24 protein-coding genes are annotated in these 26,768 nt (G+C 36.5%); 20 read left to right on the top strand and 4 right to left on the bottom strand.

From position 1 onward, the window contains the following. The first annotated feature begins 17 nt into the window (after nt 1-17). The 14 genes from rpsM to ABMA70_RS08395 all read left to right on the top strand — a co-directional run bounded on the left by rpsM (nt 18) and on the right by ABMA70_RS08395 (nt 12,743). On the top strand, nt 18-401 hold the full coding sequence (gene rpsM, locus ABMA70_RS08460) for a 30S ribosomal protein S13 (protein WP_103219264.1): 384 nt from the start codon (nt 18-20) through the stop codon (nt 399-401). A 16-nt stretch (nt 402-417) separates the two neighbouring features. Beyond that, nucleotides 418-804 carry a 30S ribosomal protein S11 gene (gene rpsK, locus ABMA70_RS08455; RefSeq protein ID WP_021266246.1) on the top strand — a complete coding sequence of 129 codons (387 nt, stop codon included), beginning with the start codon at nt 418-420 and terminating at the stop codon, nt 802-804. Between the two features lie 29 nt (nt 805-833). After that, nucleotides 834-1,844, top strand: coding sequence for a DNA-directed RNA polymerase subunit alpha (locus ABMA70_RS08450; protein WP_103219265.1), 1,011 nt, complete (start codon nt 834-836; stop codon nt 1,842-1,844). Nucleotides 1,845-1,870: 26 nt separating this feature from the next. Further along, the gene (rplQ, locus tag ABMA70_RS08445) at nt 1,871-2,227 is read left to right on the top strand and encodes a 50S ribosomal protein L17 (protein ID WP_021266273.1); all 357 of its coding nucleotides are present in this window, start codon (nt 1,871-1,873) and stop codon (nt 2,225-2,227) included. An 81-nt stretch (nt 2,228-2,308) separates the two neighbouring features. Beyond that, the gene (locus tag ABMA70_RS08440; protein ID WP_103219266.1) at nt 2,309-2,866 is read left to right on the top strand and encodes a redoxin family protein; all 558 of its coding nucleotides are present in this window, start codon (nt 2,309-2,311) and stop codon (nt 2,864-2,866) included. A 138-nt stretch (nt 2,867-3,004) separates the two neighbouring features. Next, a complete protein-coding gene (locus tag ABMA70_RS08435; protein WP_103219267.1) occupies nt 3,005-4,576 on the top strand; it encodes a sigma-54-dependent Fis family transcriptional regulator in 1,572 nt (523 codons plus the stop codon). Nucleotides 4,577-4,774: 198 nt separating this feature from the next. Beyond that, nucleotides 4,775-6,349, top strand: a complete 1,575-nt coding sequence (locus tag ABMA70_RS08430) for an acyl-CoA carboxylase subunit beta (RefSeq protein WP_392990464.1) — start codon at nt 4,775-4,777, stop codon at nt 6,347-6,349. Beyond that, nucleotides 6,346-7,797, top strand: coding sequence for an acetyl/propionyl/methylcrotonyl-CoA carboxylase subunit alpha (locus tag ABMA70_RS08425; protein WP_392990466.1), 1,452 nt, complete (start codon nt 6,346-6,348; stop codon nt 7,795-7,797). Before ABMA70_RS08430 ends, ABMA70_RS08425 begins: the two co-directional genes overlap by 4 nt. Before the next feature lies 1 nt (nt 7,798). Continuing rightward, on the top strand, nt 7,799-8,305 hold the full coding sequence (locus ABMA70_RS08420) for an acetyl-CoA carboxylase biotin carboxyl carrier protein subunit (RefSeq protein ID WP_199177580.1): 507 nt from the start codon (nt 7,799-7,801) through the stop codon (nt 8,303-8,305). A gap of 21 nt (nt 8,306-8,326) precedes the next feature. Further along, the gene (gene hflK, locus ABMA70_RS08415; protein ID WP_103219270.1) at nt 8,327-9,319 is read left to right on the top strand and encodes an FtsH protease activity modulator HflK; all 993 of its coding nucleotides are present in this window, start codon (nt 8,327-8,329) and stop codon (nt 9,317-9,319) included. Further along, nucleotides 9,316-10,257 (top strand): protease modulator HflC, encoded by a 942-nt coding sequence (gene hflC / locus ABMA70_RS08410; protein WP_392990469.1) that lies wholly within the window; start codon nt 9,316-9,318, stop codon nt 10,255-10,257. Before hflK ends, hflC begins: the two co-directional genes overlap by 4 nt. Nucleotides 10,258-10,260: 3 nt before the next feature. Next, on the top strand, nt 10,261-10,884 hold the full coding sequence (locus tag ABMA70_RS08405; protein WP_103219272.1) for an L-threonylcarbamoyladenylate synthase: 624 nt from the start codon (nt 10,261-10,263) through the stop codon (nt 10,882-10,884). Nucleotides 10,885-10,992: 108 nt separating this feature from the next. Continuing rightward, a complete protein-coding gene (locus ABMA70_RS08400) occupies nt 10,993-12,432 on the top strand; it encodes a hypothetical protein (protein ID WP_392990471.1) in 1,440 nt (479 codons plus the stop codon). Nucleotides 12,433-12,440: 8 nt separating this feature from the next. Continuing rightward, complete coding sequence (locus ABMA70_RS08395; protein ID WP_103219274.1) at nt 12,441-12,743, top strand: hypothetical protein; 303 nt, start codon at nt 12,441-12,443, stop codon at nt 12,741-12,743. On the opposite strand, the gene meaB is transcribed toward ABMA70_RS08395, so the two are convergent. The 3 genes from meaB to ABMA70_RS08380 are packed head-to-tail and all read right to left on the bottom strand — an operon-like array spanning nt 12,729 to nt 16,474. Continuing rightward, complete coding sequence (gene meaB / locus ABMA70_RS08390; RefSeq protein WP_103219275.1) at nt 12,729-13,688, bottom strand: methylmalonyl Co-A mutase-associated GTPase MeaB; 960 nt, start codon at nt 13,686-13,688, stop codon at nt 12,729-12,731. The genes ABMA70_RS08395 and meaB overlap by 15 nt on opposite strands. After that, nucleotides 13,688-15,826, bottom strand: a complete 2,139-nt coding sequence (gene scpA, locus ABMA70_RS08385) for a methylmalonyl-CoA mutase (protein ID WP_103219276.1) — start codon at nt 15,824-15,826, stop codon at nt 13,688-13,690. The genes meaB and scpA overlap by 1 nt, the downstream gene beginning before the upstream one ends. Then, nucleotides 15,827-16,474, bottom strand: coding sequence for an HAD family hydrolase (locus ABMA70_RS08380; protein ID WP_392990475.1), 648 nt, complete (start codon nt 16,472-16,474; stop codon nt 15,827-15,829). A 91-nt stretch (nt 16,475-16,565) separates the two neighbouring features. Here ABMA70_RS08380 and ABMA70_RS08375 point away from each other — a divergent pair, with 91 nt between their 5' ends. Continuing rightward, on the top strand, nt 16,566-17,096 hold the full coding sequence (locus tag ABMA70_RS08375; RefSeq protein WP_103219278.1) for a hypothetical protein: 531 nt from the start codon (nt 16,566-16,568) through the stop codon (nt 17,094-17,096). Here ABMA70_RS08375 and ABMA70_RS08370 read toward each other — a convergent pair. Then, nucleotides 17,080-19,665 (bottom strand): pitrilysin family protein, encoded by a 2,586-nt coding sequence (locus ABMA70_RS08370; protein WP_103219279.1) that lies wholly within the window; start codon nt 19,663-19,665, stop codon nt 17,080-17,082. The genes ABMA70_RS08375 and ABMA70_RS08370 overlap by 17 nt on opposite strands. Before the next feature lie 60 nt (nt 19,666-19,725). On the opposite strand from ABMA70_RS08370, the gene ABMA70_RS08365 reads away from it, so the two are divergent. The 5 genes from ABMA70_RS08365 to ABMA70_RS08345 all read left to right on the top strand — a co-directional run bounded on the left by ABMA70_RS08365 (nt 19,726) and on the right by ABMA70_RS08345 (nt 26,767). Beyond that, entirely contained in the window at nt 19,726-20,826 is a 1,101-nt protein-coding gene (locus ABMA70_RS08365) for a coproporphyrinogen-III oxidase family protein (RefSeq protein WP_392990477.1), read from the top strand. 107 nt (nt 20,827-20,933) lie between these two features. After that, nucleotides 20,934-21,491 carry a nucleotide exchange factor GrpE gene (gene grpE, locus ABMA70_RS08360; protein WP_103219281.1) on the top strand — a complete coding sequence of 186 codons (558 nt, stop codon included), beginning with the start codon at nt 20,934-20,936 and terminating at the stop codon, nt 21,489-21,491. A gap of 19 nt (nt 21,492-21,510) precedes the next feature. Beyond that, nucleotides 21,511-23,427: a molecular chaperone DnaK gene (gene dnaK, locus ABMA70_RS08355; RefSeq protein WP_103219282.1), complete on the top strand. Its 1,917-nt coding sequence runs from the start codon at nt 21,511-21,513 to the stop codon at nt 23,425-23,427. Nucleotides 23,428-23,490: 63 nt separating this feature from the next. Continuing rightward, nucleotides 23,491-24,636 carry a molecular chaperone DnaJ gene (gene dnaJ, locus ABMA70_RS08350; protein ID WP_103219283.1) on the top strand — a complete coding sequence of 382 codons (1,146 nt, stop codon included), beginning with the start codon at nt 23,491-23,493 and terminating at the stop codon, nt 24,634-24,636. 127 nt (nt 24,637-24,763) lie between these two features. After that, nucleotides 24,764-26,767, top strand: a complete 2,004-nt coding sequence (locus tag ABMA70_RS08345; protein ID WP_103219284.1) for a penicillin-binding protein activator — start codon at nt 24,764-24,766, stop codon at nt 26,765-26,767. Nucleotide 26,768 lies beyond the last annotated feature (1 nt).

The raw sequence follows: 26,768 nt of genomic DNA, 5'->3' as shown, positions 1-26,768 counted from the left end.
AGGAAAGGAGTGTAGCTATGGCGAGAATTCTTGGTGTTGATATTCCTAGAAATAAGGTAATGAAAATTGCCCTTCAGTCAATTTACGGTGTAGGACCGAAAGTGGCTCAGGAAGTATTAGAAAAAACAAACATCGATTCAAACAAAAATTCAAACGAACTAACTGAAGAAGAAGCAAACGAAATCAGACTTCTTCTTGAAAGTGAGTACACTGTAGAAGGTGACTTACGTAGAGAAGTTGGTCTTAACATTAAACGACTAAAAGACTTAGGTTGTTACAGAGGGATCAGACATAGAAAAGGTCTTCCTGTAAGAGGTCAAAGAACTTCTACAAATGCTCGTACTCGTAAGGGGCCAGCTGTTGCAATCGCAGGTAAGAAGTCTATTAAGTCAATGAAGTAATTGTTAGGAGTTAATGATGGTTAAGAAAACAGCTTCAAAGAAAAAAGTTAAAAAGAATATTTCGAGAGGTATTGCGCACATTCAATGCTCTTTCAATAATACAATCGTTACGTTCACAGATATGAACGGTAACGCTATTTCATGGGCTTCTGCTGGTCAATTAGGATTCAGAGGGTCTAAGAAATCGACTCCATTCGCAGCACAGATGGCTTCTATGGAAGCAGCTAAAAAGGCTATGGAGCACGGACTATCTACTGTTGAAGTAAGAGTTAAGGGTCCGGGTGCAGGTAGAGAAAATGCTGTTAGAGCATTTATCGCTGCAGGCCTTAAAATCACTTCTGTTGCTGACAGGTCACCAATTCCACACAATGGATGTCGTGCACCGAAAAGAAGAAGAGTATAATTTTATAGATTTATATTAAGGAGTTGTCTGTGGACACATTTACAGCAAAAAATTGGACAGGAATGATAAGACCAGTAGCTTTGGAAATGGATAACGATAAGCTAACTAATACTTATGGTAAGTTCGTTGCTAAGCCACTAGAAAGAGGTTATGGACAAACTCTTGGAAACTCTTTACGTCGTGTACTACTTTCTTCACTTCAGGGTGCAGCTATTGTTGCAATCAGAATTGATGGTGTTGAGCATGAGTTTGGTACAATCAACAACGTAAAAGAAGAAGTTTCTGAGATTATTCTTAACCTTAAAGAAGTTCACTTTAAGATTAAAGATAAAGAGCAGGTAACTCTTACTCTTGAGAAATCGGTAGAGGGTATCGTTACTGCTGGTGACATTTCTGAGTCTGCAAATGTTGAAATTTTAAATCCAGAGCACGCAATCTGTAACCTTTCAACTGGTGGATCTATTAAGATGGAACTACTTGTTGCAAGAGGGAAAGGATACGTAACAGCTCTAGATAATAAAGAATCTTTTGATCTTCCAATCGGTTGGATTTATCTTGATTCTCTTTTCTCACCAGTTGCACGTGTTAACTATACAGTTACAAACTCACGTGTTGGTAAGAGAACAGATTTTGATAAGCTTACTCTAGAAGTTTGGACTAACGCAGGTGTTGAACCTTCGGATGCAGTAGCTTATTCAGCGAAGATCCTAAGAGACCAACTTGCTGTATTCCTAAGCTTCGAAGATGAAGAAGAAATCACAAGAATGGAAACTAAGCCTAAGAAGCAACAAAATACTGCTAATGCAGCTCTATTAAAGCCAGTTTCTGAGCTTGAGCTGTCTGTAAGATCTGCAAACTGCTTGCAGAACGCAGATATTAAGTATATCTATGAGCTAGTTTCTAAGACTGAAGGTGAGATGCTAAGAACTAAGAACTTTGGGCGTAAGTCACTAAATGAGATTAAAGAAGTACTTTCTCAAATGGGACTAGGTCTAGGTATGAAAGTTGATAGCATCATGCAAGATCTAAAAGAAGAATAAAAGTTGTTATAAGTTGAGGTAGAGATATGAGACATCAAAAACATAAGTATAAACTAGGTGTAAGTCCTTCACACAGAGTTGCAATGGTTAAAAACCTTGCTTCTGAAGTTATCGACCACGGTATGATTAAAACTACTCTTACAAGAGCTAAAGCAATCAAGCCAGTAGTTGAGAAATTAGTAACTCTTTCAAAAAATGATACTGTTGCTAACAGAAGACTTGCATTCAAAAAACTTAATGATAAGAATGCTGTAAACAAGCTATTTACTGAGCTTGGGCCAAAATTCAAAGAGAGAAATGGTGGTTACACTAGAATCATGAGACTTTCTGAGAATAGAGTTGGAGATAACTCTAAAATGGCATACATCGCATTTGTTGATTAATTTTTAATTCGAATGAGATAGATAGACCCATCATATTAACGTATGATGGGTTTTTTTATTTAAAACTTTTTTCTAAAATCTATGACTACATCTTCTAAAGTTTCTATTATTTTTATTATTGTTGCTATCACACTGGGATATTCTATTTACCATAAAGGTAAGATTGATTCTTATGTAGATAAGAGTCGAGACTATATTCTTAAGTCACTTCCAAGTGTAAAACTGGATAATTTTGCTGATAATTCTGAGGTTGAGCTACAGGATTTAGCACGTAATTCAAATGGTTTAGTAGTTCATTTTTGGGGAACTTGGTGTGCTCCTTGCGAGGCTGAATTTCCTGAATTTGTAGATTTTGCACGCAAATTAGAAGAAAAAAATGTAAAAGTTGTTTTCATGGCCGTTAAAGATGACGATATGAAAATTAAAAAATTTCTTAAAAGATTCAATGACTTACCGTCTAATTCAATAGTTATTCATGATCAAGCAGGAATTTCTATGAGTAAATTAGGTGTTGTTAAGGTACCGGAGACTTTCGTTTTCGATTCAAAACTTGAGCACAGAATTATGTTTAAAGGTCCGCAAGATTGGAAAATGGATTCATATTTTGTTCGTGTTCTTAGTTACTTAGGCGTGAAGTAAATTAATAATATTTCTTTAAATTCGTCTATTTTTTTATCATTCATAGTTAAGTTTTATTAAATTCTGCCGAAAAGTTTTACAGACTTTGCTTTGGCCAATCGTTTTTTGTGCCAAAGAATTAAACATCGGAGAATAAAAATGATCAACTGGAATGAACTAAAAGGACTTCATGTTATTTCTAAGCTCGAAGAAGTAATTCATAAGTGGTTTGGTGTAGAGGTTTTCTATGCTGATACTCATTTTAAGATTAGAAGTTCGCATACAGATAAGGACTATAACTTTAAGAATCTTTTCTTTGAGACGCAAATGTCCCTTCCACATGGTTATGATTTTGTTACTGCTGATGTTGAAAGATTTAGTGATGAATTAAGTCAGTCTGGTGAAGTTGTCATGATCTTTGACTCTTATTTTCCAGGTGTAAAGATGATGGGAACAAAAATTGAAATTGAAGGTGAGTATCATGGTACGGTTTTCGCTTTCCCATTTCTAAAAAGTACATTCACTGAAACTGAAGAAAAAGAGCTTGTGGCAGCACTAATTGAGCATGGTGCATCTCCAGAGGCAGCACAAGAATGTGTTAATGAAACAAGAAGATTATTCCCGAGAGAAATTGAATATTTAAAAGAGTTAGTTGAGCTAGTCGCTGGTGAAATTTCTACATTTCACTATGAGATTTCTAAGCGTGAAGAAAGAATTCATATGCTTAACTCAGAGCTTGGTGAAAAGTTTCGCTACCATAATATGATTGGTAAATCGAAACAAATGCAGAAGATTTATTCACTATTAGAGAGAATCTCAACAAGTGAATCATCTGTTCTTATTCAAGGTGAAAATGGTACAGGTAAGGAACTCGTTGCTAAGGCCGTACACTTTGCTTCTCCTCGTAAGGATGCTCAGTTCTTAGCTGTTAACTGCTCTGCATTCAACGAAAACCTTCTAGATTCAGAATTATTTGGTCACGTAAAAGGATCATTTACAGGTGCTCATAAAGAAAAATCAGGTCTTTTCGAATTAGCAAATGGTGGAACACTATTTCTTGATGAGATTGGGGATACTTCACTGTCTATGCAGGTAAAGTTACTTCGAGTTCTTCAAGAAGGAACGTACCTGCCTGTTGGTGCTGATTCACCTAGAAGAACTGATGTTCGTATTATTGCAGCAACAAACAAAGATCTTAAAACAATGATGGCCAAAGGTGAGTTCAGAGAAGACCTTTATTATAGAATTAACGTTCTTAACGTAAACCTTCCTCCATTAAGGGATAGGAAAGAAGATATCCCAGTACTAATGGAGCACTTTCTTAAGAAGAAGTGTGATGAGTCGGGAATGCCGATGAAGTCATACTCTAAGAAGTGTATGGAGAAGATGCTAGATTACCCATGGCCAGGTAACGTACGTCAGCTTGAAAATGAAGTTGAAAGATTAGTTGTACTTGCTGGAGACGAAAAATCGATTACTCCAGATAATCTAAGTCCACAACTTCTTGATCATGGTGCTGCTCCTGTTGAGTCAACTAGAGGTGTAAACACTGCAGGTAAGCTAAAAGATGCTCTTCAAGAATTAGAAATTATTATGATTCGTGAAGGACTTAAGAGATGTAATTTTAATAAGTCTAAGCTTGCAAAAGAGCTTGGGATGTCTAGGGCCAGCCTTATTATGAAAGTTGATAAGTATGGGCTAGATAAGCGTGCGAAAGCAGGTAATGAATAGATAAAACACATCAAAATAAAAAGATAGACACTTTTAGGCCCTCTCCGAGGGCCTTTTTATTTATATTTCTATAATTTCAATGATTTAACCCCTCGAAAATAACGCAATGTGATTGGGCAAATTGTCTTTTAAGGGTGTAATATGCTCGGATAATTTAATTACATAGAATCTCGAAAGAGAAATTGGTGGAGGGGATGTATGTCAACAACCAGCGAAAATATATTAGAGCAAAAAAGAGCTCTTTTAATCGACAGAAGAATGCAGGCCGAGCTTGGTGGTGGTGAAGCGAGAATCGCAAAGCAACACGAGCAAGGTAAGTATACTGCAAGAGAAAGAATTGAGAGACTTGTTGATCCGGGTACTTTCATTGAGTTTGATAAATTTGTTACACATCGTTGTGTAAACTTCGGAATGGAAAAGAAGAAGTTTTACGGAGATGGTGTAGTTACAGGTATTGCAGAGATTAACGGACAGAAGATTGCTGTTTATTCTCAAGACTTTACTTGTTGGGGTGGAGCACTTGGTGAAGCTCACGCAAGAAAGATCTGTAAGATCATGGACTTCGCTCTTGATAACAGAATTCCAGTTATTGGTATTCAAGATTCAGGTGGAGCTCGTATTCAAGAAGGTGTTGATGCACTTGGTGGATACGCGGAAATTTTCTACAGAAACGTAAAGGCTTCTGGTGTAATTCCTCAAATTTCATTAATCATGGGACCTTCAGCAGGTGGAGCTGTTTATTCTCCAGCTGTAACTGACTTTATCTTCATGGTTGATAAGTCATCTTATATGTTTGTTACAGGTCCAGATGTTATCAAGACTGTAACTCACGAAGAAGTAACAAAAGAAGACCTTGGTGGTGCAACAGCACACTCAGAAAAATCAGGTGTATGTCAGTTTAAGTGTAAAGACGAAGACGAGACATTTGAAAGAGTAAGAGAGCTAATGAGCTATATCCCTGCTTCTAATTTCAAGAAGCAAGCGCCTAAGTATACTTCAGATCCTGTTTATAGAGATAACTCTAAACTAAAAGAAGTAGTTCCAGGTAATCCTAAGAAGCCATATGATATGAAAGAAGTAATTCTTGATATTGTTGATGATGGACACTTCTTAGAAGTACATAAAGATTATGCAAGAAATATCATCGTTGGTTTCGCATCAATTGGTGGAATTAAAATTGGTATCGTAGCAAATCAACCAGAAGTACTAGCTGGTGTTCTAGATATCGATTCTTCATGTAAAGCAGCTCGTTTCATTAGATTCTGTGATGCTTTCGATATTCCAATTGTTTCACTTGTAGACGTTCCAGGTTTCTTACCAGGTACAGTACAAGAGTACGGTGGGATCATTAAGCACGGTTCTAAGCTTCTATATGCGTACGCAGAAGCGACTGTTCCATTAATCACTCTTATTACAAGAAAGTCTTACGGTGGAGCTTATGACGTTATGGCATCTAAGCACATTCGTTCAGACGTAAACCTTGCCTACCCAACTGGAGAAATTGCAGTTATGGGTGCTGAAGGTGCAGTAAATATTGTATTTAGAAAAGAACTTCAAGGTCTTGAAGGTGAAGCTTTTGATCAGAAGAAAGCTGAGCTAGTTGCTAACTATGAGAATAACTTTGCTAACCCATACGTTGCAGCTGAAAGAGGATATATCGACGCAGTAATTCTTCCAGAAGAAACAAGAAAGCGTTTATATGAATATCTAGTTGTTCTAAAAGATAAGAACGTTGACCGTCCAAAACGTAAACACGGGAATATTCAATTATGATGATCAGACAGCCAAAGAACATGGAAAGAAGAGTATTAATTGCTAACCGTGGAGAGATTGCTTCACGTGTTGCAAAAGCTTGTCGTGAGCTTGGGCATACTGCAATTGGTATTTATACTGATAACGAACCTCAAGGAACTCACTTACAATTTTGTGACGAATGGGTTTACCTACAAGGTAAAACAAATGCTGAGACATACCTTAATGTTGAGAAGCTAGTTGCCCTTGCAAAGGAAGTTAATGCTGATGGTGTACACCCTGGTTATGGTTTCCTTTCTGAGAATAGAGATTTTGCAAATGCTCTTTCAGATGCAGGTATTACTTTTATTGGTCCACACGTTGAGGCCATCAGAGTTATGGGTGACAAGGCAACATCTAAGAAGCTAGCGAATGATGCTGGTGTTCCTACTGTTCCTGGTACAGATCACGCTGTTCCAACTGTTGATGAAGCAGTTGAAATTGCAAATAGAATTGGTTACCCAGTTCTTCTTAAAGCTGTTGCCGGTGGTGGTGGACGTGGTATGCGTGCCTGTAAAGACGAAACAGAAGTTCGTGCTCAATTTGAAGCTGTTGGACGTGAGTCGATGGCAGCTTTCAATAATGGGGATCTATTAGTTGAAAAACTAATTGTTAATCCTCGTCACATTGAAGTTCAGATTCTTGCAGATAAGAAAGGTAATACTTTCCACTTCTTTGAAAGAGAGTGTTCAGTTCAAAGAAGACACCAGAAAATTATTGAAGAAGCACCGTCTCCATTTATTGGAAATGATGAGCAGTTACGTCAAAGCGTTTGTGAAACAGCTGTAAAGCTTGCAAAAGCTGTCGATTATGATTCTGCTGGTACAGTTGAATTCATCATGGGTGAAGATAAGCAATTCTATTTCCTAGAAATGAATACTCGTATTCAGGTAGAGCACCCGATTACTGAGGAAATTACTGGAATGGATCTTATCGTATGTATGATCCAAGCAGCTTTTGGTGATGAGTTAGGTATTCCTTCTCAAGAATTTATTGGAAGATCAGGACATGCGATTGAGTGTCGTATTTGTGCTGAAGATCCAATTACAATGCTTCCTGCTCCAGGACTTGTAACAGGATTTGAAACAAACTTCCCACAAGGAACTCGTTTTGATCACTGTCTATATAAAGGGTTAGAAGTAACTCCAGACTTCGATCCAATGGTTGGTAAGCTAGTTTGTAAAGGGATCGTTCGTGACGTTGCTGTTAGAAAAATGAATGCAGCACTTGATGGACTATTCATTGAAGGACTTAAAACAAATCTTCCTCTTCTAAAAGAAATTATGACTGAGAAGAACTTTGTTGATGGTCACTACTCAACAGCTTACATTGGTGAAGTAGCACCTCAGAATAACGTGAAGACAGACCTAGATCATATTAAGCTTTATACGATCATCGCTGGTTCTGAAGCACGTAGGATGGGTATCTAAGATGAGAACATATTTAATTAATGATAATGAAGAAGTAATTGTTGATTTAACAAGAACTAAAGTTCACGATCACAGCTTAGTTGAGTTTGATTTTTCTACATTAAAAGATGGAGAAAGAAGTCTTCATGAAACAATGTGGTTAAGAAAGCTTTGTGGCCAATACTTTATCTCTAAAGATAAGAAAACTTGGAAAAAGATCCCAAGACAGGATCTTCCATCAAGAGTTGTTAACGTTGATAAAGTTTACTCACTATTCAGAGGTTACAAGCCTTCTGGTTTAGGTGGAGCTGACGCTGGTGAACTTCTTACTAAAATGCCAGGTAAAGTTGTTAAGATCAATGTTGAAGTTGGTCAGACAGTTGCTGCTGGTGAAACACTAATCATTCTTGAGGCCATGAAAATGGAAAACGAAATTAAGAGTGGTATCGATGGTGTTGTTAAAGCAATTCACGTAAAGGAAGGGGACGCCTTAGAAGAAAACGTCCTCATGTTAGAAGTAGAAGCATAGGACGCAAGTCAAGGAGAGCAAATGTCTTTTAATAATGGACAAGCACCAAGAAATGACTTCGAAAAAATGAAACAAGATTTAGATAAGGGGCTCAAGTTACTTGGGCCCTTTTTTATATTCATTGTTTTAGTTATTTTCGGATACACATCTTTTTACACTGTCGAGCCTGATGAAGAGGCCGTCGTAATTCGTCTGGGTAAGTATATTAATACTAATACTCCAGGCCTTCATTTTAAGATTCCATTTGGGGTTGATGAAGTAATTAAGGTTAAAGTTAAAACTGTTCTTCAAGAAGAGTTTGGATTTAGAACAAAGAGTTCGAGATCACGACGTTCTTCTTATTCTGGTGATAACTTTGATCACGAGTCACTTATGCTTACAGGTGACTTAAATGTTGCCTCAGTTGAGTGGGCCGTTCAATACCAAGTCCGTGACCCTTTCAAGTTTATCTTTCAAACAAGTGAGCCAGTAAGAAATATCCGCGATATCTCAGAATCAATTATGAGACGAGTTGTTGGGGATAGATCAGTTACTGATGTCTTAACTGTTGGTAAAGTAGAAATTGAAGCTGATGCTAAGCTACTTATGCAAGAAGTAATTGATAAGTATGACATGGGTGTTTCGATCATCTCTGTAAAGCTTCAGGATGTTAATCCTCCACAAGTCGTTAAAGCTTCATTTAACGAAGTTAACGAAGCAAAGCAAGAACAAGAAAAGGCCATTAACGAAGCAGAAGGTGCTTATAACAAAGTTATTCCAGAGGCACGTGGTAAGGCGGAGAAAATGGTATCTGAAGCTGAAGGTTATGCAGCTGCTCTTGTAAACCGTGCAGAAGGGGATGTTGCAAAGTTTCAAGAAATCCTAAAAGAGTATCGTCGTGCCCCTAAGATTACAAAGAAGCGTCTTTATATTGAAGCAATGGAAGGGCTTTATAAGAAGTACGACAATCTTACAATTATTGATCCAAAGGTTAAGGGATTACTTCCTATTTATGACCAAGGAGCTAAGAAATGAATAAAGCATTAATTCTAATTGTTATTCTATTTATAGGTTTAGTTTTAGGAAAACAGTCACTCTTTATCGTAAGTGAAGGAAGACAAGCAATTATCACTGAATTTGGTAAACCTGTTGGTAATCCAATTACTGATGCTGGCCTTCATTTTAAAAAGCCTTTCGTTCAAGATGTACGTTTCGTTGATAAGAGAATTCTTAGTTGGGATGGTTTTCCAAATCAAATCCCTACAAAGGATAAGAAATTTATTAAAGTAGATACAACTGCGAGATTTAAAATAATTGATGCACTTAAGTTTATTCAGACCGTTCGAAATACTGAAGGTGCTAAAAAGAGAATCGATACAATTTTAGACTCTGCGACGAGAAATGTGATTTCATCTCACGATCTTGTTGAGGCCGTACGTAATTCAAATGCAATTATTGAAAAGTTAAATGCTACTAAAGTAGATGTTAACGAAATTGAAGAAGAAATAACTGGTGACATTGAAGATGTAAGCGTTGGTAGAGAAAAATTATCTCAATTAATCGTAAGCAAAGCCGATGGAGAGTTAGAACAATTTGGTATTCAATTAATTGATGTACAATTAAGACGTATTTCATACGAGAAATCAGTTGAGCGTAAAGTTTACGAAAGAATGATCTCTGAACGTCAAAGAATTGCACAGAAGATCAGATCAATTGGTGAAGGTGAAAAGGCCAAGATTGAAGGACGTTTGGTAAAAGATTTACAAACAATTCAATCAGAAGGTTATAAGAAGTCTCAATTGATTAAGGGCCGTGCTGAAGCAAAGGCTTCTGCAGTCTATGCTAAGACATTTTCTCAGGACCCAAGCTTTTTTGAGTTCGTACGTTCTCTAGAAGCATATAAAACATCGATTAAAGGTAAAACTAAGTTTATAATCTCTAACGATAATGAATTCTTAAAATACTTGAGGTAAGCATTGATTGAATATGTAATTGCAGAAAATCCAGATGATCGCGTATTACAAAAAGTTTCACAAGCTCTTAATAATGGAGAGCTTGTGTGCTTACCGACTGATACTAGTTGGGTTGTAATTGCTTCTCCCTTTAGCAAGAAGGGGATTGAGAGAATCTACAAGTATAAGAATGCTCCAAAGCTAAAGGCTTTCTCTCTTCTATGTGATTCGATTTCAATGGCCTCTGATGTTGCTAATATTGATGATGGTGTATTTCGCTATATAAAGAGAATTATCCCAGGTCACTATACATTTATTTTTAATGCCAATAAGAAGATTACTAAGGCTGTGGCCGCAAATAAAACTGATCATGAAGTGGGAATTCGATTTGTACCTTCGACATTGATTAGTCGCTTACTAGAAATCCATGGTGAACCGGTCTTATCAAGTAATATTGATTTAGATAAATTTACTCCGGCTCTATCTTCTTATGGTGAACTCTATTCTTATATGATTGAAGAGTCGCTTGCAGGTGTTGTTACTTTGATTGTCGATCCAGGTGAACACGAATTTGTAGGCTCATCAACTATTGTTGACTTCACTAATGGTGAAGCCGATGTCATTAGGCAAGGCGCTGGGATTTTGTAGTAATTCCAGTGGTTTAGGCTATGAATTCTAATGTTTATTAAATAGACAAGGTACTGAATTTTTTCAACTTTCAGTATCTTGGCATCTTTTTCTTCTATATTCAGTTCTATGTTAAAGAAGAAATTAATCCTTTTATCACTTACACCATTTCTGGCAATTGCTAATAGCTTTATTGAAGTTAAAGTTCATGACCTTAATGTTTCTAAGCAGGATGATATATTTGGTCGAATGGGCTACATGGAATATGAAAGTGCAATAATCTCGCGTGACACTCTTTCTTTTAATATTTCTGATCGAGATAAGAATAAATCAAGTGCTGAAGTTTATTTTAAGAATAATCAATTGAAGCTTGATAATGGTTCGATGACTGCTCAATTTGATATGAGTGGAAATACTTTTTTAAATACCCTCGATAAATTAAAAATGAATAATGCTGAAACTGCCATTAATGCTACTTACTTTAATATAAATGGTTCAAGTTTCTTTATGGATAGAGAAGGTTTAGAGCTCGAGGCAAATAACTTTTTTGTTTTCTGTACAACGAATGATCCAGATTATGATATGGCAAGTGGAGATGGAATTGTTAAGGGTTGTATGACCGAGCTTAATATTACTCCTAAATCGTACAAAGAGCCTGTTAACTTTGCTTTAAAAAAGAAATTACAAGATGGTGCTATATTTACAGCAAGAGGAGACATTGGAACAATGCAGTTACAAGCTGCGAGATTCTTACAAATTGCTTCACCTTTACTTGTTATGGACTATAAACAATATGATGTTCAGGCAAAATCTGTAGATCTCAAGTGTGAGAAGGATGAGGATCTGATTGAGATCGATTCGGACTCTCTTATGAGTGGTTGTGAAAATACTGCGGCCTTAAATGTTCCAAAGATCTTAGTTTCAAACTCTAAAGAGAAAACAAAATTTTATTTTGATATTGATACGTTAAATGTGAAAAATGAGAGGCTTAACTTTCATTCAGATATCTTTCAATTTATTGATTCTAAAAAATCAGTAACAGTTAAGGATCTGAACGTTAAATGCCAAAAGCTTATTCAATCTGACTTATTAGATATTCCTTCAATGATCAAAGAATGTTTAATTGATGGATCTATAGACATTGCTAAGTTAAAAACAAATGAAGATATTAAAACAATTACAGACCCTCGTGGACGTGTGATCTCAAGACAAACAGTTTCGAGTCGATATAAGAACTTGGAAATTGATTCTTATAGGCCACTAGAAAATCTAAGCTTAGATAAATCTAACCTTTCAGATATTTCAATTAAAATTACTAATGGTGTCGCTAAGGTTAAGGCCCATGCATATAAGAATGTTCTTCTTAAGAAGAATTTTGATGTTGATCTGACGGCAAGTGTTTCATTTAATGAAAAAGAATCTCAAATTATTATGGATGTAACAGATGTAGTTGTTCCGTTTGGCTTTATCAAGGTTAAATGGATCTGGTTAATTGAAAAAATTATTAAGAATGCTATTGTTGGAAGTAATGTTACTTTTGAAGATGGTAAGTTCTATATTTCGATCTAGGAGATTGAATGAAGTTAGTTAAATTGTTTATTATTTCTCTTATTACATCTTTTGCTTTTGCAAATTCGACAAATATAAGCTGCCAGGGTGAAGGCTATTCTTTTAGTGTTCATGAAAATAAGGCCGTCATTAAAACTTTAGAATCTACTTATGATGTTTCAGTAAAGCAATCTGGGGCAAACTATACTGGTGTGCTTAAGGCTGAAGGTTATCTTGGTTTTCGATTCATTTTAAAGGGTAAGGAAGGAGAGTTAAAACTTGTTGGCCCTAAAAGTGTAACGAAGAAAATGAAGTGTTCAATTATTAAATAAAATATGAATTAATTTATTTGCAGCACTTAGAGGTGTTTCAACTTCATTTAAGATATTATCGTTGAGCTTAGTCCATTCAGATTGAAGTGATGGATTAGCTCTAACTCTGTTTTCAAGTAGTTCATTAAATAGTTTCTTAAGCCAATCTTGATTTTGTCTTTTACGTTTTAGTTGAATCTTTTCCTGATTTTCCTGATAAATCTTTTCAATCAAGTCCCAATACTCAGTTACGCCTTTATTCTCTAGGGCCGAGGCCATCATAACATTGGCACCAATCTTTCGATCTGTTTTGATTACTCCAAGGGCAGACTTATACTGAACCATTGTATCGTGAGCTTTTTGCTTGTTATCGCCATCTGCTTTGTTGATGACAATATTGTCACATAATTCAATAATTCCTTTTTTAATTCCTTGAAGTTCATCGCCTCCGCCTGGTAGCAGAAGTACTGTGAATAAGTCCACAATATTTGCAACATCGTATTCCGACTGACCAACACCAACAGTTTCGATTAGAACAACATCATAGCCAGCAGCTTCACATGCAAGCATGACCTCTCTAGTCTTTAGTGCGACACCGCCAAGATTACCTGATGATGGTGTAGGGCGAATGAAAGCGTTTTTCTCTTGGGCGAGTTTCTCCATTCTAGTTTTGTCACCAAGTAAACTTCCACCACTTAGTGGTGAGCTTGGATCAATTGCTAAGACTGCGACTTTTAGTCCCTTGTTAATTAAGAGAAGTCCCAGGGATTCAATAAATGTAGATTTACCAACCCCAGGCGTTCCAGAAATACCGATACGAATTGATTTTCCAGTTAGAGGAAGAATTTCGTTTAAGAGCTCCTGAGCTTCTTTTTGATGCTCAGCTTTCTTACTTTCGATTAAAGTGATGAATTTAGAAAGTGATCTAATATTTCCACTTTTTAATTTCTGGATATCAATTTGCATTACTTTTGTGCCTCTTTGATTTTTGTAATTACATCTTTTGCGGCTTCAGCAATTGTTGTTCCTGGTCCATAGATTCCCTTAACACCAGCTTCATAAAGGAAGTCATAGTCTTTTCTAGGAATTACTCCACCTGCAACAACGATGATATCTTCTGCATCAAGTTTTTTAAGCTCAGCAATTAGTTCTGGAATCAATGTTTTGTGTCCCGCTGCAAGTGAAGATGCACCAACGACGTGAACATCGTTTTCTACAGCTTGCTTCGCAACTTCTTCCGGAGTTGAGAAAAGCGGAGAAAGGTCAACGTCAAAACCAACATCTGCATATGCTGTTGCTACAACTTTGGCTCCACGGTCATGTCCATCTTGCCCCATCTTTGCAACGAGAATTCTCGGACGACGTCCAAAGTCTCTTTCAAATTGGTCAATTTCGTTTTTAATGCTCATCCATTCCTCATCGCTTTCAAATGATTTACCATAAACACCTGAAACAGTTTTTGTATTTGCATTGTAGCGTCCCCATTCCTTCTCTAGTGCATAAGTGATTTCACCAACACTACAACGCGCTTCCATTGCCTCAACAGCAAGTTCTAAACCATTGCCGTTTCCAGTTTTAGCGTAATATTCAAGCTTTGCCATACATTCACTAACTTTCGCTTCATCACGTGATTCACGAATTTCTTCAAGTCTTTTGATTTGTTCATTAAGAACTTGAACGTTATCGATTTCAAGAACTTCAACGTGATCTTCTTTTGTTGGCTTATACTTGTTTACACCTACGATTACATCTTCACCGCGATCAATACGTGCTTGCTTAAGTGCCGCGGCTTCTTCAATCTTAAGTTTTGGAAGACCTGTCTCAATTGCTTTTGCCATGCCACCAGCTTCCTCAATTTCTTTGATTAAGCTTCGAGCTTTGTCTGCAATCTCTTTCGTCAGAGTTTCCATCATGTATGAACCACCCCATGGATCAACAGTGTTTGTAATTCCTGTTTCTTCCTGAAGGATGATTTGAGTATTTCTTGCAATACGAGCAGAGAATTCAGTTGGAAGTGCAATCGCTTCATCAAAAGAGTTCGTGTGAAGAGATTGTGTACCACCGAATACCGCTGCCATTGCTTCAATTGTAGTACGAATAATATTGTTATATGGATCCTGTTCCGTTAATGACCAACCAGAAGTCTGGCAGTGGGTACGTAGCATTTTCGATTTAATATTTTTCGGCTCATATCTTTCAACAATTTCAGACCATAGAAGTCTTGCCGCGCGAAGCTTTGCAATTTCCATGTAAAAGTTCATTCCAATACCAAAGAAGAATGAGAGTCTTGGCGCGAATTGATCAATCTGCATACCTGCTTTAATTGCAGTGTCGATATATTCTTTTCCATCTGCAAGAGTGTAAGCTAGCTCTAAGGCAGCATCTGCACCTGCTTCTTGAATATGGTAACCAGAAATCGAGATAGAGTTGAACTTCGGCATATTAGTTGAAGTGTATTCAAAAATATCTGCGATAACTTTCATTGAAGGAGCTGGAGGGAATATATAAGTATTTCTTACCATGAACTCTTTTAAGATATCATTTTGAATTGTTCCTGAAAGTTGATCAAGAGATACACCTTGCTCTTTTGCTGCAACAATATATCCTGCTAGAACAGGTAATACAGCACCATTCATTGTCATCGAAACAGATACTTTATCTAATGGGATTCCATCAAAGAGTACTTTCATATCTTCAACTGTATCGATTGCAACACCAGCTTTACCAACATCACCTTTTACACGAGGATGGTCTGAATCGTAACCTCTGTGAGTAGCAAGATCGAATGCAACTGAAACACCCTGTCCACCTGCCGCTAGTGCCTTCTTATAAAAATCATTTGATTCTTTTGCTGTAGAAAAACCAGCATACTGGCGAATCGTCCATGGACGTCCTGTATACATCGTAGCTCTTGGTCCTCTGATAAACGGATCCATTCCTGGCATTGTATCAACGAGGTTATTATTTTCTAGATCAGCTTTTGTATAAAGAGATTTAAGTTCAATCCCCTCTGGAGTTTGAGTAACCTTAGGGCCTTTACCTCTTGTTTCTTTGTCAGCTAATTCTTTCCAAGTGTTTAAGTTATCTTTTGAATTATTTGGCATTTATTCTCCTTCAAACCACTTTACAACTACGTGATCAATTCCTGCTCTTTGAGCGGCTTCAATTCCAGTCGGTGAGTCTTCAAAAATTAGACATTCGTGTGTTTGAGCTTTAAAAAAATCCTGTGCCAATAGATATGGTGCAGGATCAGGCTTCGTTTTATCTACTTCTCTTTCTGTAATTATTTTTTCAAAGTAACAGTCTAGTTCACAATGTTTTAAAATTGGATGAGTTACTTCGTATTGACTTGCTGTTACTAGTGCAAGTCGGATATCACTGTCTTTTAAGCGTTTAAGCAGTGAATGAATATTTCTATGTCTTATATTATTTGCATCAGACTGGCCAATAAGCTTAACTAAGGCTTCATTTTTTTTAGTCAAATACTCGTCTAAGTGGTTGAGGCCTAATGCCTCTTGGATCATTGGAAAAACTTCACCATCGGACATGCCATAAGTTTCCTCCATTGATGGAATTTTCTTTCCTTGGCATAAAGATTTTACGACTTCGTAGTGAAGAGGCTCACTATTTAATATTGTTCCATCCATATCAAAGAAGATATAAGGTCTTGTTTTTGCAATGGCCAAGATCTCTTCAATAACAGCTTCGTTTAAAACACTGAAATCACTGAGCTTTTTTCCGATCATATTCATTCCAACTTTATACCATAAAAACCTAGGAATTTGTTTCGTTGTTGTTTTGCGTCATGAGATTAAGTTATAATTTATAGATACGGAGGAGATTGTGAAAAAGCATACGACCAACATTTCTCTTGAACCTTCACTGCAGGCATATTTCTATGATGAACTGCATCGCATAAACCTAAGAAGGCAAAACCCTTTACCGCAACTATCTATTTTCTATTCATCATTAGTTATGGATAAGTTTGGTCTTTCCCAGCACTATTTTGAAGAGCAGAAAGATGGAAGATTAAGAGAGAAAACTCTTGGGTTGAAACTACTTCAAGCTGAACATCTTAATGAGCGAGAAAAGAAAAGAGAATTAAGAGATATCGCTGACACAGCTTTATTTTTATGTGGTTATTTCTCAAATTCGGTTAACGAGAAAATTATTGATTTGGGCTACTATTGTGAGGTTGGTAAAACTGCATATCAAAAACTAGATCACTATCAACATACATTCTATGATTCTAGTGGCTTCTTTAAGAATCTCGCTTCGCAGTTTTATGACATCATTAATCTGATGAGTTTACTGCAAAGCGATTGCAACTTAAATGAAGAGCAGTATCTACTCTTTACTAAGGATGTATCGTAGTTGGGATACCATTATTAAGTGATTTCCCAACTGTAATTGTGATCCAATTTTGTTTTAATACTTTTTTGATGATTTTTTGGAAATCTTCATATTTAAAATTTCTAATTTCTTCATTTGATTTATAGAAGTAATCAACACCAAGGCCGTGTAATGCAGGAACAGAGTAAACATTTGCATAGTCGTCATTTACTTGAAGGTTAAGTTGATTTTGACCATCAATCATCATTTTAATGCGATCAAAATCAGATTTAGAGAGACCTTCTTTTTGTAACTTAGATAAAATAGCATTGATAGCGTTAATTGCTTCAACTGTTTTATCATGGCCACTGGCCATATAAATTCCCCAATATCCTGCTTCTAGAGCATTCATATGAATTGGTTGAGCAACGTAACATAATCCTTTGCGATCTCTAACATCAACAAATAACTCAGAAGATTGACCTGATAAATGAGTTGTTAACATTTTGAAAACAACATTTTCTTTGGCGGTAAGTTTCTTTGTTTGAGTAGCAATTAGAATTTGTGTTTGTTCGCGATCAAAATCGATATGTGTTTCAACTGTTTTAATAGGAACAACTTTTTTTGCTTCTTTCTTCTTATCTTTTCTAGGTTTTAAATCTTTAAAGTAGAATTCAACTTTCTCTTTAACTTCATCTAAAGAAAGATCACCACAAAAAGTGATAAGCATTTCTTTTGTTCTTAAGTTTTTCTCATGAACTTTCGCTAGATCTTCTTTCTTTAGCGCTTTAACAGACTTTTCTGTTCCAATAGTTGAAAGGGCATATGAATGTCCTTTAAATAGTAAGTTAGTAGCTTCATTAAAGCAGTGCCTTGTCGGGTCCGCTTTATTGGCTTCAATAGTTCTAAAGATTAACTTCTTTTCATGCGCAATAAACTTTGCTTGAAAAGTAGGGTGAATTAGTGACTTGAAAAAGTGCTTAGATAGGTCTGAAAAGTATTCACTTTGACCATGCATCGTCATTCCGTATGCATTCTTTCCAGAGAAGCTGTTAAACATCGTTGATTTATTATCAAGATCTAATTTTAGCTTTTCGTAGCTTAGACCTTTATAGCCTTTTGTAAGTTGTGAACTCATTAGGCTGTATAATCCGTTTGTCTTTATTGTTTCATCAACTAGGCCACCTTTGAGGTAAGCATGCATGACAAACGTAGGTGTAATTGCATTATAGCGATAAAGAAGTTTAATTCCTGGCTTGATTTCAACAATTTGAGTTGCTGGATCATGCTTAGACTTAGTGGCCTTAATGGCTTGCTCTTTCGTATTCTTTTTAAGTTTCGCAATTTTATTCTTAAACTCCACAAGTTTTGGTTTGAACTCTTGCGGCTTTAATTCATTTGGAATTTGAAGACTTAGATGAAGTGAGCGTCCAAAAATATCAGAGTACTTCTTATTTACTTCTTTCAGACTAGTCTTTTTAATCTTGTTGATAAATTCTTGCTCGATCTCAAGATCCTTTGCTCCAGCGTAACTACTACCTAGAGAAAAAGCATAAGATTCAAGAGATTCTTTTTCATAGATTTTAGCTGCTACATATTGGTTTTTGATCTTTTTAATATCATTTTCTTTAAGTCCAACAGTAGTAGCTTCTGTTATCGTTTTTTCTAGCTCATGCATGACTTTTTGATAATTCTCTTTTGGGAAGTTGATTCTTAAAAAGTGAATACCACCGTCAGCAAAGAACATTGAAGAAGATGTACAATTATTTGCTATCGTATTATTTAAAACAAGATTTTTATAAAGAGGTGACGTCTCTCCATAACCTAGAGCATTGTAGGCGAGGTCTTCACCTGCTGCACTGTCTGATTTCATCGGTGGACATTCGATGGCCATTGTTAATTGGCACATACGTACGTCTTTTTTATGAATCTCAATCGTTGATTTTTTGTGAAGAGAAAATGAAGGTCTTTCAGATCGTTTACCTTTTGGTAGTTCATAACCTTCAATTGTCTTTATGTATTTCTTTTTTTCTTTTAAGTCACCTGCAACAACTAAGAATGCGTTAGCATTATTATAGTGATTGTTTCTAAAATCAATTAACTGATTACGTGTGAAGTTTTTAATTGTTTTTTCATTTCCAAGGATCGGGTGAGCGTAACCACCGTTAAAAGACATTTCTTGAATTCTTTGAAATGAGTATTGGCCTGGGTTATCTTGGCTTCTACGATATTCTTCAAAAACTACTTCTCTTTCAGGCACTAGATCTTCTTGTTTAAACATTGGGTTAGATACCATATCCATAATGATATCGATTGATGTATTAAAGTAGGCGATTGGTGAATTTATATAATAGCAAGTGTAATCAAAAGAAGTGAATGCGTTTACTTCGCCTCCAAATGACTCTACATCGTGAGCAATCTTGGCCCCTGGTCTTTTTTGTGTTCCTTTAAAAAACATGTGCTCAAGAAAGTGTGCAATTCCAAAGTTAGACTCATCTTCTAGAGTTGAGCCTGCTCTGAACCATATCTGTACAGATGCACTTGTATTTCCTGGAACATCAACAAAAATGACTTCCAAACCATTATTTAACTTTTCTATTTCATATTTCATTTACATTGCCTTTTAATTTTAGGTATTTGTTAATTATAGTCTGGGTTACAAAAAAATAATATGGAAGAAATAAAGTCGTTATATATCCATTTCCCGTTCTGTCGTCATCTTTGTAACTATTGTGACTTTTTTAAGTCAATTAAAGAAAACGACGGACAGCTCGATGATTTCGAAAGGCTCTTTGCAGATATGTCTGCAAAGCACAGTACTATTCTAGATAGCCATAGGGCCACTCTTAAGGAGCTAGAGACTCTCTATATTGGTGGAGGAACACCGAGTTTATGGGGCAGTCGAGGTGCATATTTCTTAAGGGATTGGTTAAGAGACAATAATATTTCTTTGAAAGAGGATTGTGAGTTTACTCTTGAAGTAAATCCAGGGGCCTGGACTGAAGAGACATTAAGTAGTTGGAGAAGTATCGGAGCGAATCGCTACTCTTTAGGTGTCCAATCATTAAACCCAAATTTTCTTAAGATCATTGATCGCGTCCACAATATTGATGATGTCCATGAAACATTAAAGTATTTTAATAAAGGTAATTATAATTTCTCTGTAGACTTTATGATTGGTCTACCTTTTTCTCAGAAGTATAATCGTGATATTATTGCTGAGCTAACTGAGATTCTTACTTATAATCCGAGTCATATTAGTCTTTATATCCTAACTGTTCCAAAACATTATAAGCACTACGATGAGTTACCGGATGAAGAGTGGATAAGTGATGAATATATTAAAGTTGCTAACTTCCTTGCTATAAATGGTTTCAAGCACTATGAAGTTTCAAATTTTGCTAAAGAGAACAAGGCTTCAATTCATAATCTTAATTACTGGAGAATGGAGTCCGTTGCAGCAATAGGCCCTTCTGCCACTGGTTATCTTAAAAACAATCGCTATCGCTACAAGTGGAAGACCAAGGGTGCCGATGTTGTTGAAGAAAATTTAAGTGAAGATGAGTTTCAAATTGAGAGACTCTATATGAATCTTCGATCTAGCGTTGGATTTCCGATTAAAGATTCTTATTGGGGTGACTTGAGCGAGCTGGTTCAATCTTTGAAATCACGTGGATTAGCGATGGCCGGACGTGATCACTTTTATTTAACGTCCCGCGGCTTTCTTATCTTAGATACAATAATAGATGAAATCTTTAAAATTTCTAAGTAGTTTCAGGTACTTATAAAACAATTCGAAAAAAAATTATTGCTCAACGTTGACACTGGGCCAAAGGCTACCATCTTTAGGTTAGAGATAAATTTAAAGAGGTAGTTGTAATGTCTGAAACTCACGTTAATGAAGAAAATGAAAAAGAATTAGGACCTGAGACTAATGAAGAAACTCAGGAAGCTTCTCAAGTTGAAGAAATTGAAACTGAAAATGAAGTTTCTGAAGAAATGAAAGAGCTAATGGAATTTAAGGATAAATTTTATTACGTAGCGGCTGAGATGGAAAATCTAAAAAGACGCCACGAGAAACAACTACAGGATCAAATTAAATTTGGAACTGAGAAAGTAATGATGGGTCTTTTAGATGTTGTTGATAACCTAGAAAGAACCCTTCAAGCGATTTCAAGTGACGAAGATGAAAAGGTTAAAAATATTTACACAGGTGTAGATATGGTTAAAAACCAATTCCTTGAAACACTTAAGACGAATGGCTTAGAAAAGATTGAAACAGAAGGTAAGATTTTCGATCCACACTTTCACGAAGCAATGGCACAAATGCCAGCAGAAGGAAAAGAAGATCAAGAGATCGTACAAACATATCAAAATGGTTACTCACTAAATGGTAGAGTGATTAGAGCAGCAAAAGTAGTAGTAGCAAAAAACTAATTATATAAAGGAGATTATAATGGGAAAAATTATTGGAATCGACTTAGGTACAACTAACTCATGTGTTTCTGTTCTTGAGAACGGAAAATACAAAATCGTAGCAAACGCAGAAGGACACAATACAACTCCATCTGTTATTGGTTTTGCAAACAACGGTGAAACTCTGGTTGGCCAAGTTGCAAAAAGACAAGCTGTAACTAACCCTTCAAAGACACTTTACGGGATCAAAAGACTTATTGGTCGTAAATTTGATACTCCAGAAGCAAAGTCATTCGCTGACGTAGCTCCATTTGAAATTTATGCAAATGATAATGGTGATGCGTGGGTAAAAGTAGACGGTAAAGCAATGTCTCCTCAAGAAATTTCTGCGAAGGTTCTTCAAAAACTGAAGAAAGCGGCGGAAGATTACTTAGGTGAGACAGTGACTGAAGCTGTAATTACAGTTCCAGCATATTTTAACGACTCTCAAAGACAAGCAACTAAAGATGCAGGTAAAATTGCTGGGCTTGAAGTAAAAAGAATTATCAACGAGCCAACTGCTGCAGCACTTGCTTACGGACTAGAATCTAAGCAAGATAAAAACATTGCAGTATTTGACCTTGGTGGTGGTACTTTCGATATCTCAATTCTAGAGATTACTTCAGACGGTGTATTCGAAGTAAAAGCAACTAATGGTGATACATTCCTTGGTGGTGAAAACTTTGATGAAAATATCATTAACTTTCTAGCTGATGAATTTTTAAAGTCAGACGGAATTGATTTAAGAAAAGACCAAATGGCACTTCAAAGATTAAAAGAAGCTGCTGAAAAAGCTAAGCATGAGCTATCGAACGTTAACTCAACAGATGTTAACCTTCCATTTATCACTGCAGATGCTTCTGGTCCAAAACACTTAAACGTAAACTTATCAAGAGCTAAGTTTGAGGCTTTAATTGCTGACCACTTAACTGCTCTTGCTAAGCCATGTTTAACTTGTCTTGAAGACTCTGGTCTTGAGAAGAGTGAAATTGATGAGGTAATCCTTGTTGGTGGTTCGACTCGTATTCCAGCTGTTCAAGAAAGAGTAAAAGAAATCTTTGGTAAAGAAGCTTCAAAAGGTGTTAACCCTGATGAAGTTGTAGCTGCAGGTGCTGCTATCCAAGGTGGTGTACTAGCTGGTGACGTAAAAGACGTACTACTACTAGACGTAACTCCACTAACTCTAGGGATTGAGACTCTGGGTGGTGTAATGACTCCACTTATTGAGAAGAACACGACTATTCCTTCGAAGAAGTCACAAACTTTCTCAACTGCTGTAGACAACCAACCAGCTGTTACAATTCACGTATGCCAAGGTGAGCGTGAATTTGCTAAAGATAATAAGTCACTAGGACGTTTTGACCTAAGTGGAATTGCACCAGCTCCAAGAGGTGTTCCACAGATCGAAGTTACTTTTGATATTGATGCTAACGGTATTGTTCACGTTTCTGCTGTAGACAAAGCTACTGGTAAATCTCAAGAGATTAAGATTACTGCTGGTTCAGGTCTTTCAGATGAAGAAATTGAAAGAATGGTACAAGAAGCTGAAGCTAATAAAGAAGCTGATAAGAAAGCACGTGAGATCGTTGATACAAGAAACAATCTAGATGCACTTATCTTAAGCTGTGAAAAAATGATCAAAGACAGTGCTGATAAAATCTCTGAAGACGATAAGTCTAAGTTAGAAGCAGCAATTAATGAAGCTAAAGGCAAGCTTCAGTCTGAGAATCTTGATGAGTTAAAAGCAGCTCAGGAAGCTCTAACTAATGCTTCTCATGCAATTGCTCAACAAATGTATCAACAGCCAGGTGCTGAAGCAGGTGCACAGCAAGCTGGACCAGAAGGTGATGCAGGAGCAAACGCTGGTGCGAATAAGCAAGACGACGATGTTGTTGATGCTGACTTTAAAGAAGTTTAATTAGAAATATAGAATTGAAGGGAGCCCTGTGCTCCCTTTGTTCGTTAATAGAGAATTTTAAATATGAGTGATAAAAGAGATTATTACGATATTCTAGGCGTAGCAAAAGGTGCTGATAAGGCTGAAATTAAAAAAGCTTATCGTAAGATGGCCATGAAATATCACCCTGACCGCAACCCTGATAACAAAGAAGCGGAAGCAAAATTTAAAGAAGCTTCTGAAGCTGCAGAGGTTTTACTAGATGATGGAAAACGTCAACGTTATGACCAATTTGGACATGCTGGGGTAAATGGTCAAGCTGGTGGCTTTGGCGGTGGTGGTTTCCAAGGTGGATTCGGTGACTTTGGCGATCTAGGAGATATCTTTGGTGATATTTTCGGTGACATGATGGGTGGCGGAGGACGCGGCCGTCGTGGTGGAAGACGTCGTTCTGGAATTCCTGGAAATGACCTTCAAATGACGGTAAGTGTGACATTCGAGGAAGCAGCATTTGGCGCCAAAAAGAAAGTCTCTATCAATAAAGAAACTACTTGTGAAACTTGTTCAGGCTCAGGTGCAAAAGCAGGATCTGAACCGACTACATGTGATATGTGTCACGGGGCAGGTGAAGTTCGTCGTCAACAAGGATTCTTCACTGTTGCTTCGACTTGTCCAAAATGTCAGGGTTCTGGAACAATGATCAAAGATCCTTGTGGAACTTGTCACGGACAAGGACGTAAGAAGAAGAAAGTTGAACTAGAGGTTACAATCCCTGCTGGTATCGACCATGGTCAGCGTCTAAAGCTTTCTGGGGAAGGTGATGCTGGTGCTCAAGGTGGACCAAATGGTGATCTTTATATAGTTGTTGATGTAAAAGAACATGAAATCTTTAAACGTGAAGGTTTTAATGTTCACTACACTGTACCAATCAGCTTCTCTCAAGCAGCTTTAGGTGCTGAAGTTGAAGTACCAACACTTGATGGAAAAGTTGTTGTTGATCTTCCTGCTGGAACTCAATCTGGTAAGAAGATGCGACTAAAAGGTAAGGGAATTCAAAAACTTGGTGGTTATGGCCAAGGAGATGCAATTCTTACTGTACATGTTGAGACACCAACTAAGCTTTCGAAAGAGCACAAGGAATTACTTGAGCAACTTGCTAAGCTAGAAGGTAAGCAGTGTCATCCAATGAGTACTGGTTTCATCGATAAAGTTAAAGAATTATTTAGCTAATTCTAATATATACAGGGGAGACTGAGTGAATTAGTCTCCCATGTTTATAAAATCCTAATATTTCTCCTGTTTTCATCTATCTATATTTCAAATAAAATAGACCATACAAAATTAAAAAAGGTCGACTATGTTTAAGTATATTTCTCTAATTTTAATCACACTACTTGTGAGTTGCGGTGGTATCCAAATGATCAACCGAGACACATCACATCTTTATACAGAAAAGTTTTTAAAAGATTTTGATGTTGCAAAGAAGAGTTTCGTTGATGGGAATAAGGAATTAGCGCTAGGACAACTTAATGCAATTCAAGATGCAAAGTTAAGGCCGGCGGAACTTGCAACAAAAACAAATCTGATTGGTGTAATTAATTATTCAAATCAAAACTATGAACAAGCTATATTTCAATTTAATCTTGCTTTAAATAGTTCAGGAGAAGATGGGCAACTTAATGCTCAAATTAAGTTAAATCTAGCAAGCAGTTACTATAAATTAGGAGATCTAGAAAATACATTCAAAACTCTTGATGGGACTGACTCAAGATGGCTTCTTAATCGTGATTTAGAAAATTTTCATAAATTACGTTATCGCGTTTCAAAGGAGCTTGATTTTCAAGCAGTAGCACTCGATTCTCTACTTTGGCTAAATTCTGGTGCCAATACTGTGGATGAATTAAAAGAGAAAAAATTCTATGGTCAACTTGTTACACAATACTTCATCGTGGATCAAGCTGAGCGAGTGCGTTTAGTTCAGGACTTTAAACAAGGAAAAGATTTTGTTTGTGCTTATCTTTCTTATTTAGAAATTGAGCAACTTATCAATCAAGGAAATAAGGGAAAGGCACAAGAAGTTGGAGACTGGGTTAAGTCTAACTACAATATGTTTCCTGAAGTCATTGCTCTTGTAATGGCACGTTTTGAAAACCTTAAGAAATATAGCAAAATTAACCTTCGCTCAATTGGTGTTGTTCTTCCTCTTACTGGAGATAAAAGTAAATTTGGTAAAAGAGCACTAGCAGGTATCGATCACGCTGTTAGAAAGTATAACGAACAGAATGCTAAGAAACCAAATTTTCAACCTATTCAAATTAAAATCTTTGATAGTATGGGAAGTGCAATTGTAGGTAAGGAAAAGGTTCGTGAGATGATTGAAAGAGAGAACTCTTCAATTATTATCGGTGGACTTTTAAAAGATGAAGCTAAAGCAGAATATGAAGCTGCGAGAAAGTATGGTGCATTCTTTATTTCTCTTTCTCAAATCTATGCGAGTAAAGATGATAAAGGCCACCTTCTAATTGAAGTTCCTGGTTCTGTAGAATCACAAGTTTCTTTATTATTCTCTGAAAAGTACTTATCAAAATTTGGTAACAAAGTATCTATCATTTATCCAAATACAGATACTGGTTATTCATATGTTGATTCGGCATGGAAGATGGCCGAAAAAGCAGGTGCTGAAATTGTTAGTATTCAATCATTTGATACTAATCAGACTGACCACAGATCAACAGTAGCAAAAATTCTTGGTCTATACTTTACACGTGAAAGACAAGAGGAGTTTGAACTTCTAAAGTCTGTTCATAAATTAGAAGGGAATACATCAATTAGACGAGTACAAACACTTGGTCCAATTGTGGACTTCGATTGGGTTCTACTTCCAGCGGCACCAAATGATGCTTTACAGTTAATCCCATCTTTTAATTACTATGATGCGTTTAATGTAACTTTAGTTGGTGGACCTAATTGGCGCTCTAGAAGAATCTCTAGAGAAACTTCTAAGCTTGGAAAACTATTCTTTGTCGACTCAGAAGTACCAAAAGGTGATTCTGGATTTGTATCAAGTTATCAGTCACGCTATGGCCAACGTCCAGGTGTTGTTGAAATTCTTGGTTTTGAAGGTATGGCACTAGCAGCGAATGTTCTATCGTTAGGTGATTTTACAAGCCGCGATGAACTGGAGAAAACGTTAGTTGATGCTAAGAAAGTTGCTGGTATTACTGGTTCTTGGAGATTAGAAGACGACGTGTGGATGAAGGACATGAATCTCATGAGCTTATACCGTGGTCGCTTAAATAAAGTGAATTTGACTAGTGAAAAACCGAATGAAAAATCAGTTGAAGAGGAAGTAAGTAACTGAC

This window comes from Halobacteriovorax sp. XZX-3 (genome assembly GCF_043196495.1).
Classification (GTDB): Bacteria; Bdellovibrionota; Bacteriovoracia; order Bacteriovoracales; family Bacteriovoracaceae; genus Halobacteriovorax_A.
This window is presented reverse-complemented; position numbering and strand designations above follow the sequence as displayed.

What these genes read in the sequence shown, in the direction of transcription:
- rpsM (WP_103219264.1), top strand. Translation starts at nt 18, where the DNA reads ATGGCGAGAATTCTTGGTGTTGATATTCCTAGAAATAAGGTAATGAAA.
- rpsK (WP_021266246.1), top strand. Translation starts at nt 418, where the DNA reads ATGGTTAAGAAAACAGCTTCAAAGAAAAAAGTTAAAAAGAATATTTCG.
- rplQ (WP_021266273.1), top strand. Translation starts at nt 1,871, where the DNA reads ATGAGACATCAAAAACATAAGTATAAACTAGGTGTAAGTCCTTCACAC.
- ABMA70_RS08440 (WP_103219266.1), top strand. Translation starts at nt 2,309, where the DNA reads ATGACTACATCTTCTAAAGTTTCTATTATTTTTATTATTGTTGCTATC.
- ABMA70_RS08435 (WP_103219267.1), top strand. Translation starts at nt 3,005, where the DNA reads ATGATCAACTGGAATGAACTAAAAGGACTTCATGTTATTTCTAAGCTC.
- ABMA70_RS08430 (WP_392990464.1), top strand. Translation starts at nt 4,775, where the DNA reads ATGTCAACAACCAGCGAAAATATATTAGAGCAAAAAAGAGCTCTTTTA.
- ABMA70_RS08425 (WP_392990466.1), top strand. Translation starts at nt 6,346, where the DNA reads ATGATGATCAGACAGCCAAAGAACATGGAAAGAAGAGTATTAATTGCT.
- ABMA70_RS08420 (WP_199177580.1), top strand. Translation starts at nt 7,799, where the DNA reads ATGAGAACATATTTAATTAATGATAATGAAGAAGTAATTGTTGATTTA.
- hflK (WP_103219270.1), top strand. Translation starts at nt 8,327, where the DNA reads ATGTCTTTTAATAATGGACAAGCACCAAGAAATGACTTCGAAAAAATG.
- hflC (WP_392990469.1), top strand. Translation starts at nt 9,316, where the DNA reads ATGAATAAAGCATTAATTCTAATTGTTATTCTATTTATAGGTTTAGTT.
- ABMA70_RS08400 (WP_392990471.1), top strand. Translation starts at nt 10,993, where the DNA reads ATGTTAAAGAAGAAATTAATCCTTTTATCACTTACACCATTTCTGGCA.
- ABMA70_RS08395 (WP_103219274.1), top strand. Translation starts at nt 12,441, where the DNA reads ATGAAGTTAGTTAAATTGTTTATTATTTCTCTTATTACATCTTTTGCT.
- meaB (WP_103219275.1), bottom strand. Translation starts at nt 13,688, where the DNA reads ATGCAAATTGATATCCAGAAATTAAAAAGTGGAAATATTAGATCACTT.
- scpA (WP_103219276.1), bottom strand. Translation starts at nt 15,826, where the DNA reads ATGCCAAATAATTCAAAAGATAACTTAAACACTTGGAAAGAATTAGCT.
- ABMA70_RS08380 (WP_392990475.1), bottom strand. Translation starts at nt 16,474, where the DNA reads ATGAATATGATCGGAAAAAAGCTCAGTGATTTCAGTGTTTTAAACGAA.
- ABMA70_RS08370 (WP_103219279.1), bottom strand. Translation starts at nt 19,665, where the DNA reads ATGAAATATGAAATAGAAAAGTTAAATAATGGTTTGGAAGTCATTTTT.
- ABMA70_RS08365 (WP_392990477.1), top strand. Translation starts at nt 19,726, where the DNA reads ATGGAAGAAATAAAGTCGTTATATATCCATTTCCCGTTCTGTCGTCAT.
- grpE (WP_103219281.1), top strand. Translation starts at nt 20,934, where the DNA reads ATGTCTGAAACTCACGTTAATGAAGAAAATGAAAAAGAATTAGGACCT.
- dnaK (WP_103219282.1), top strand. Translation starts at nt 21,511, where the DNA reads ATGGGAAAAATTATTGGAATCGACTTAGGTACAACTAACTCATGTGTT.
- dnaJ (WP_103219283.1), top strand. Translation starts at nt 23,491, where the DNA reads ATGAGTGATAAAAGAGATTATTACGATATTCTAGGCGTAGCAAAAGGT.
- ABMA70_RS08345 (WP_103219284.1), top strand. Translation starts at nt 24,764, where the DNA reads ATGTTTAAGTATATTTCTCTAATTTTAATCACACTACTTGTGAGTTGC.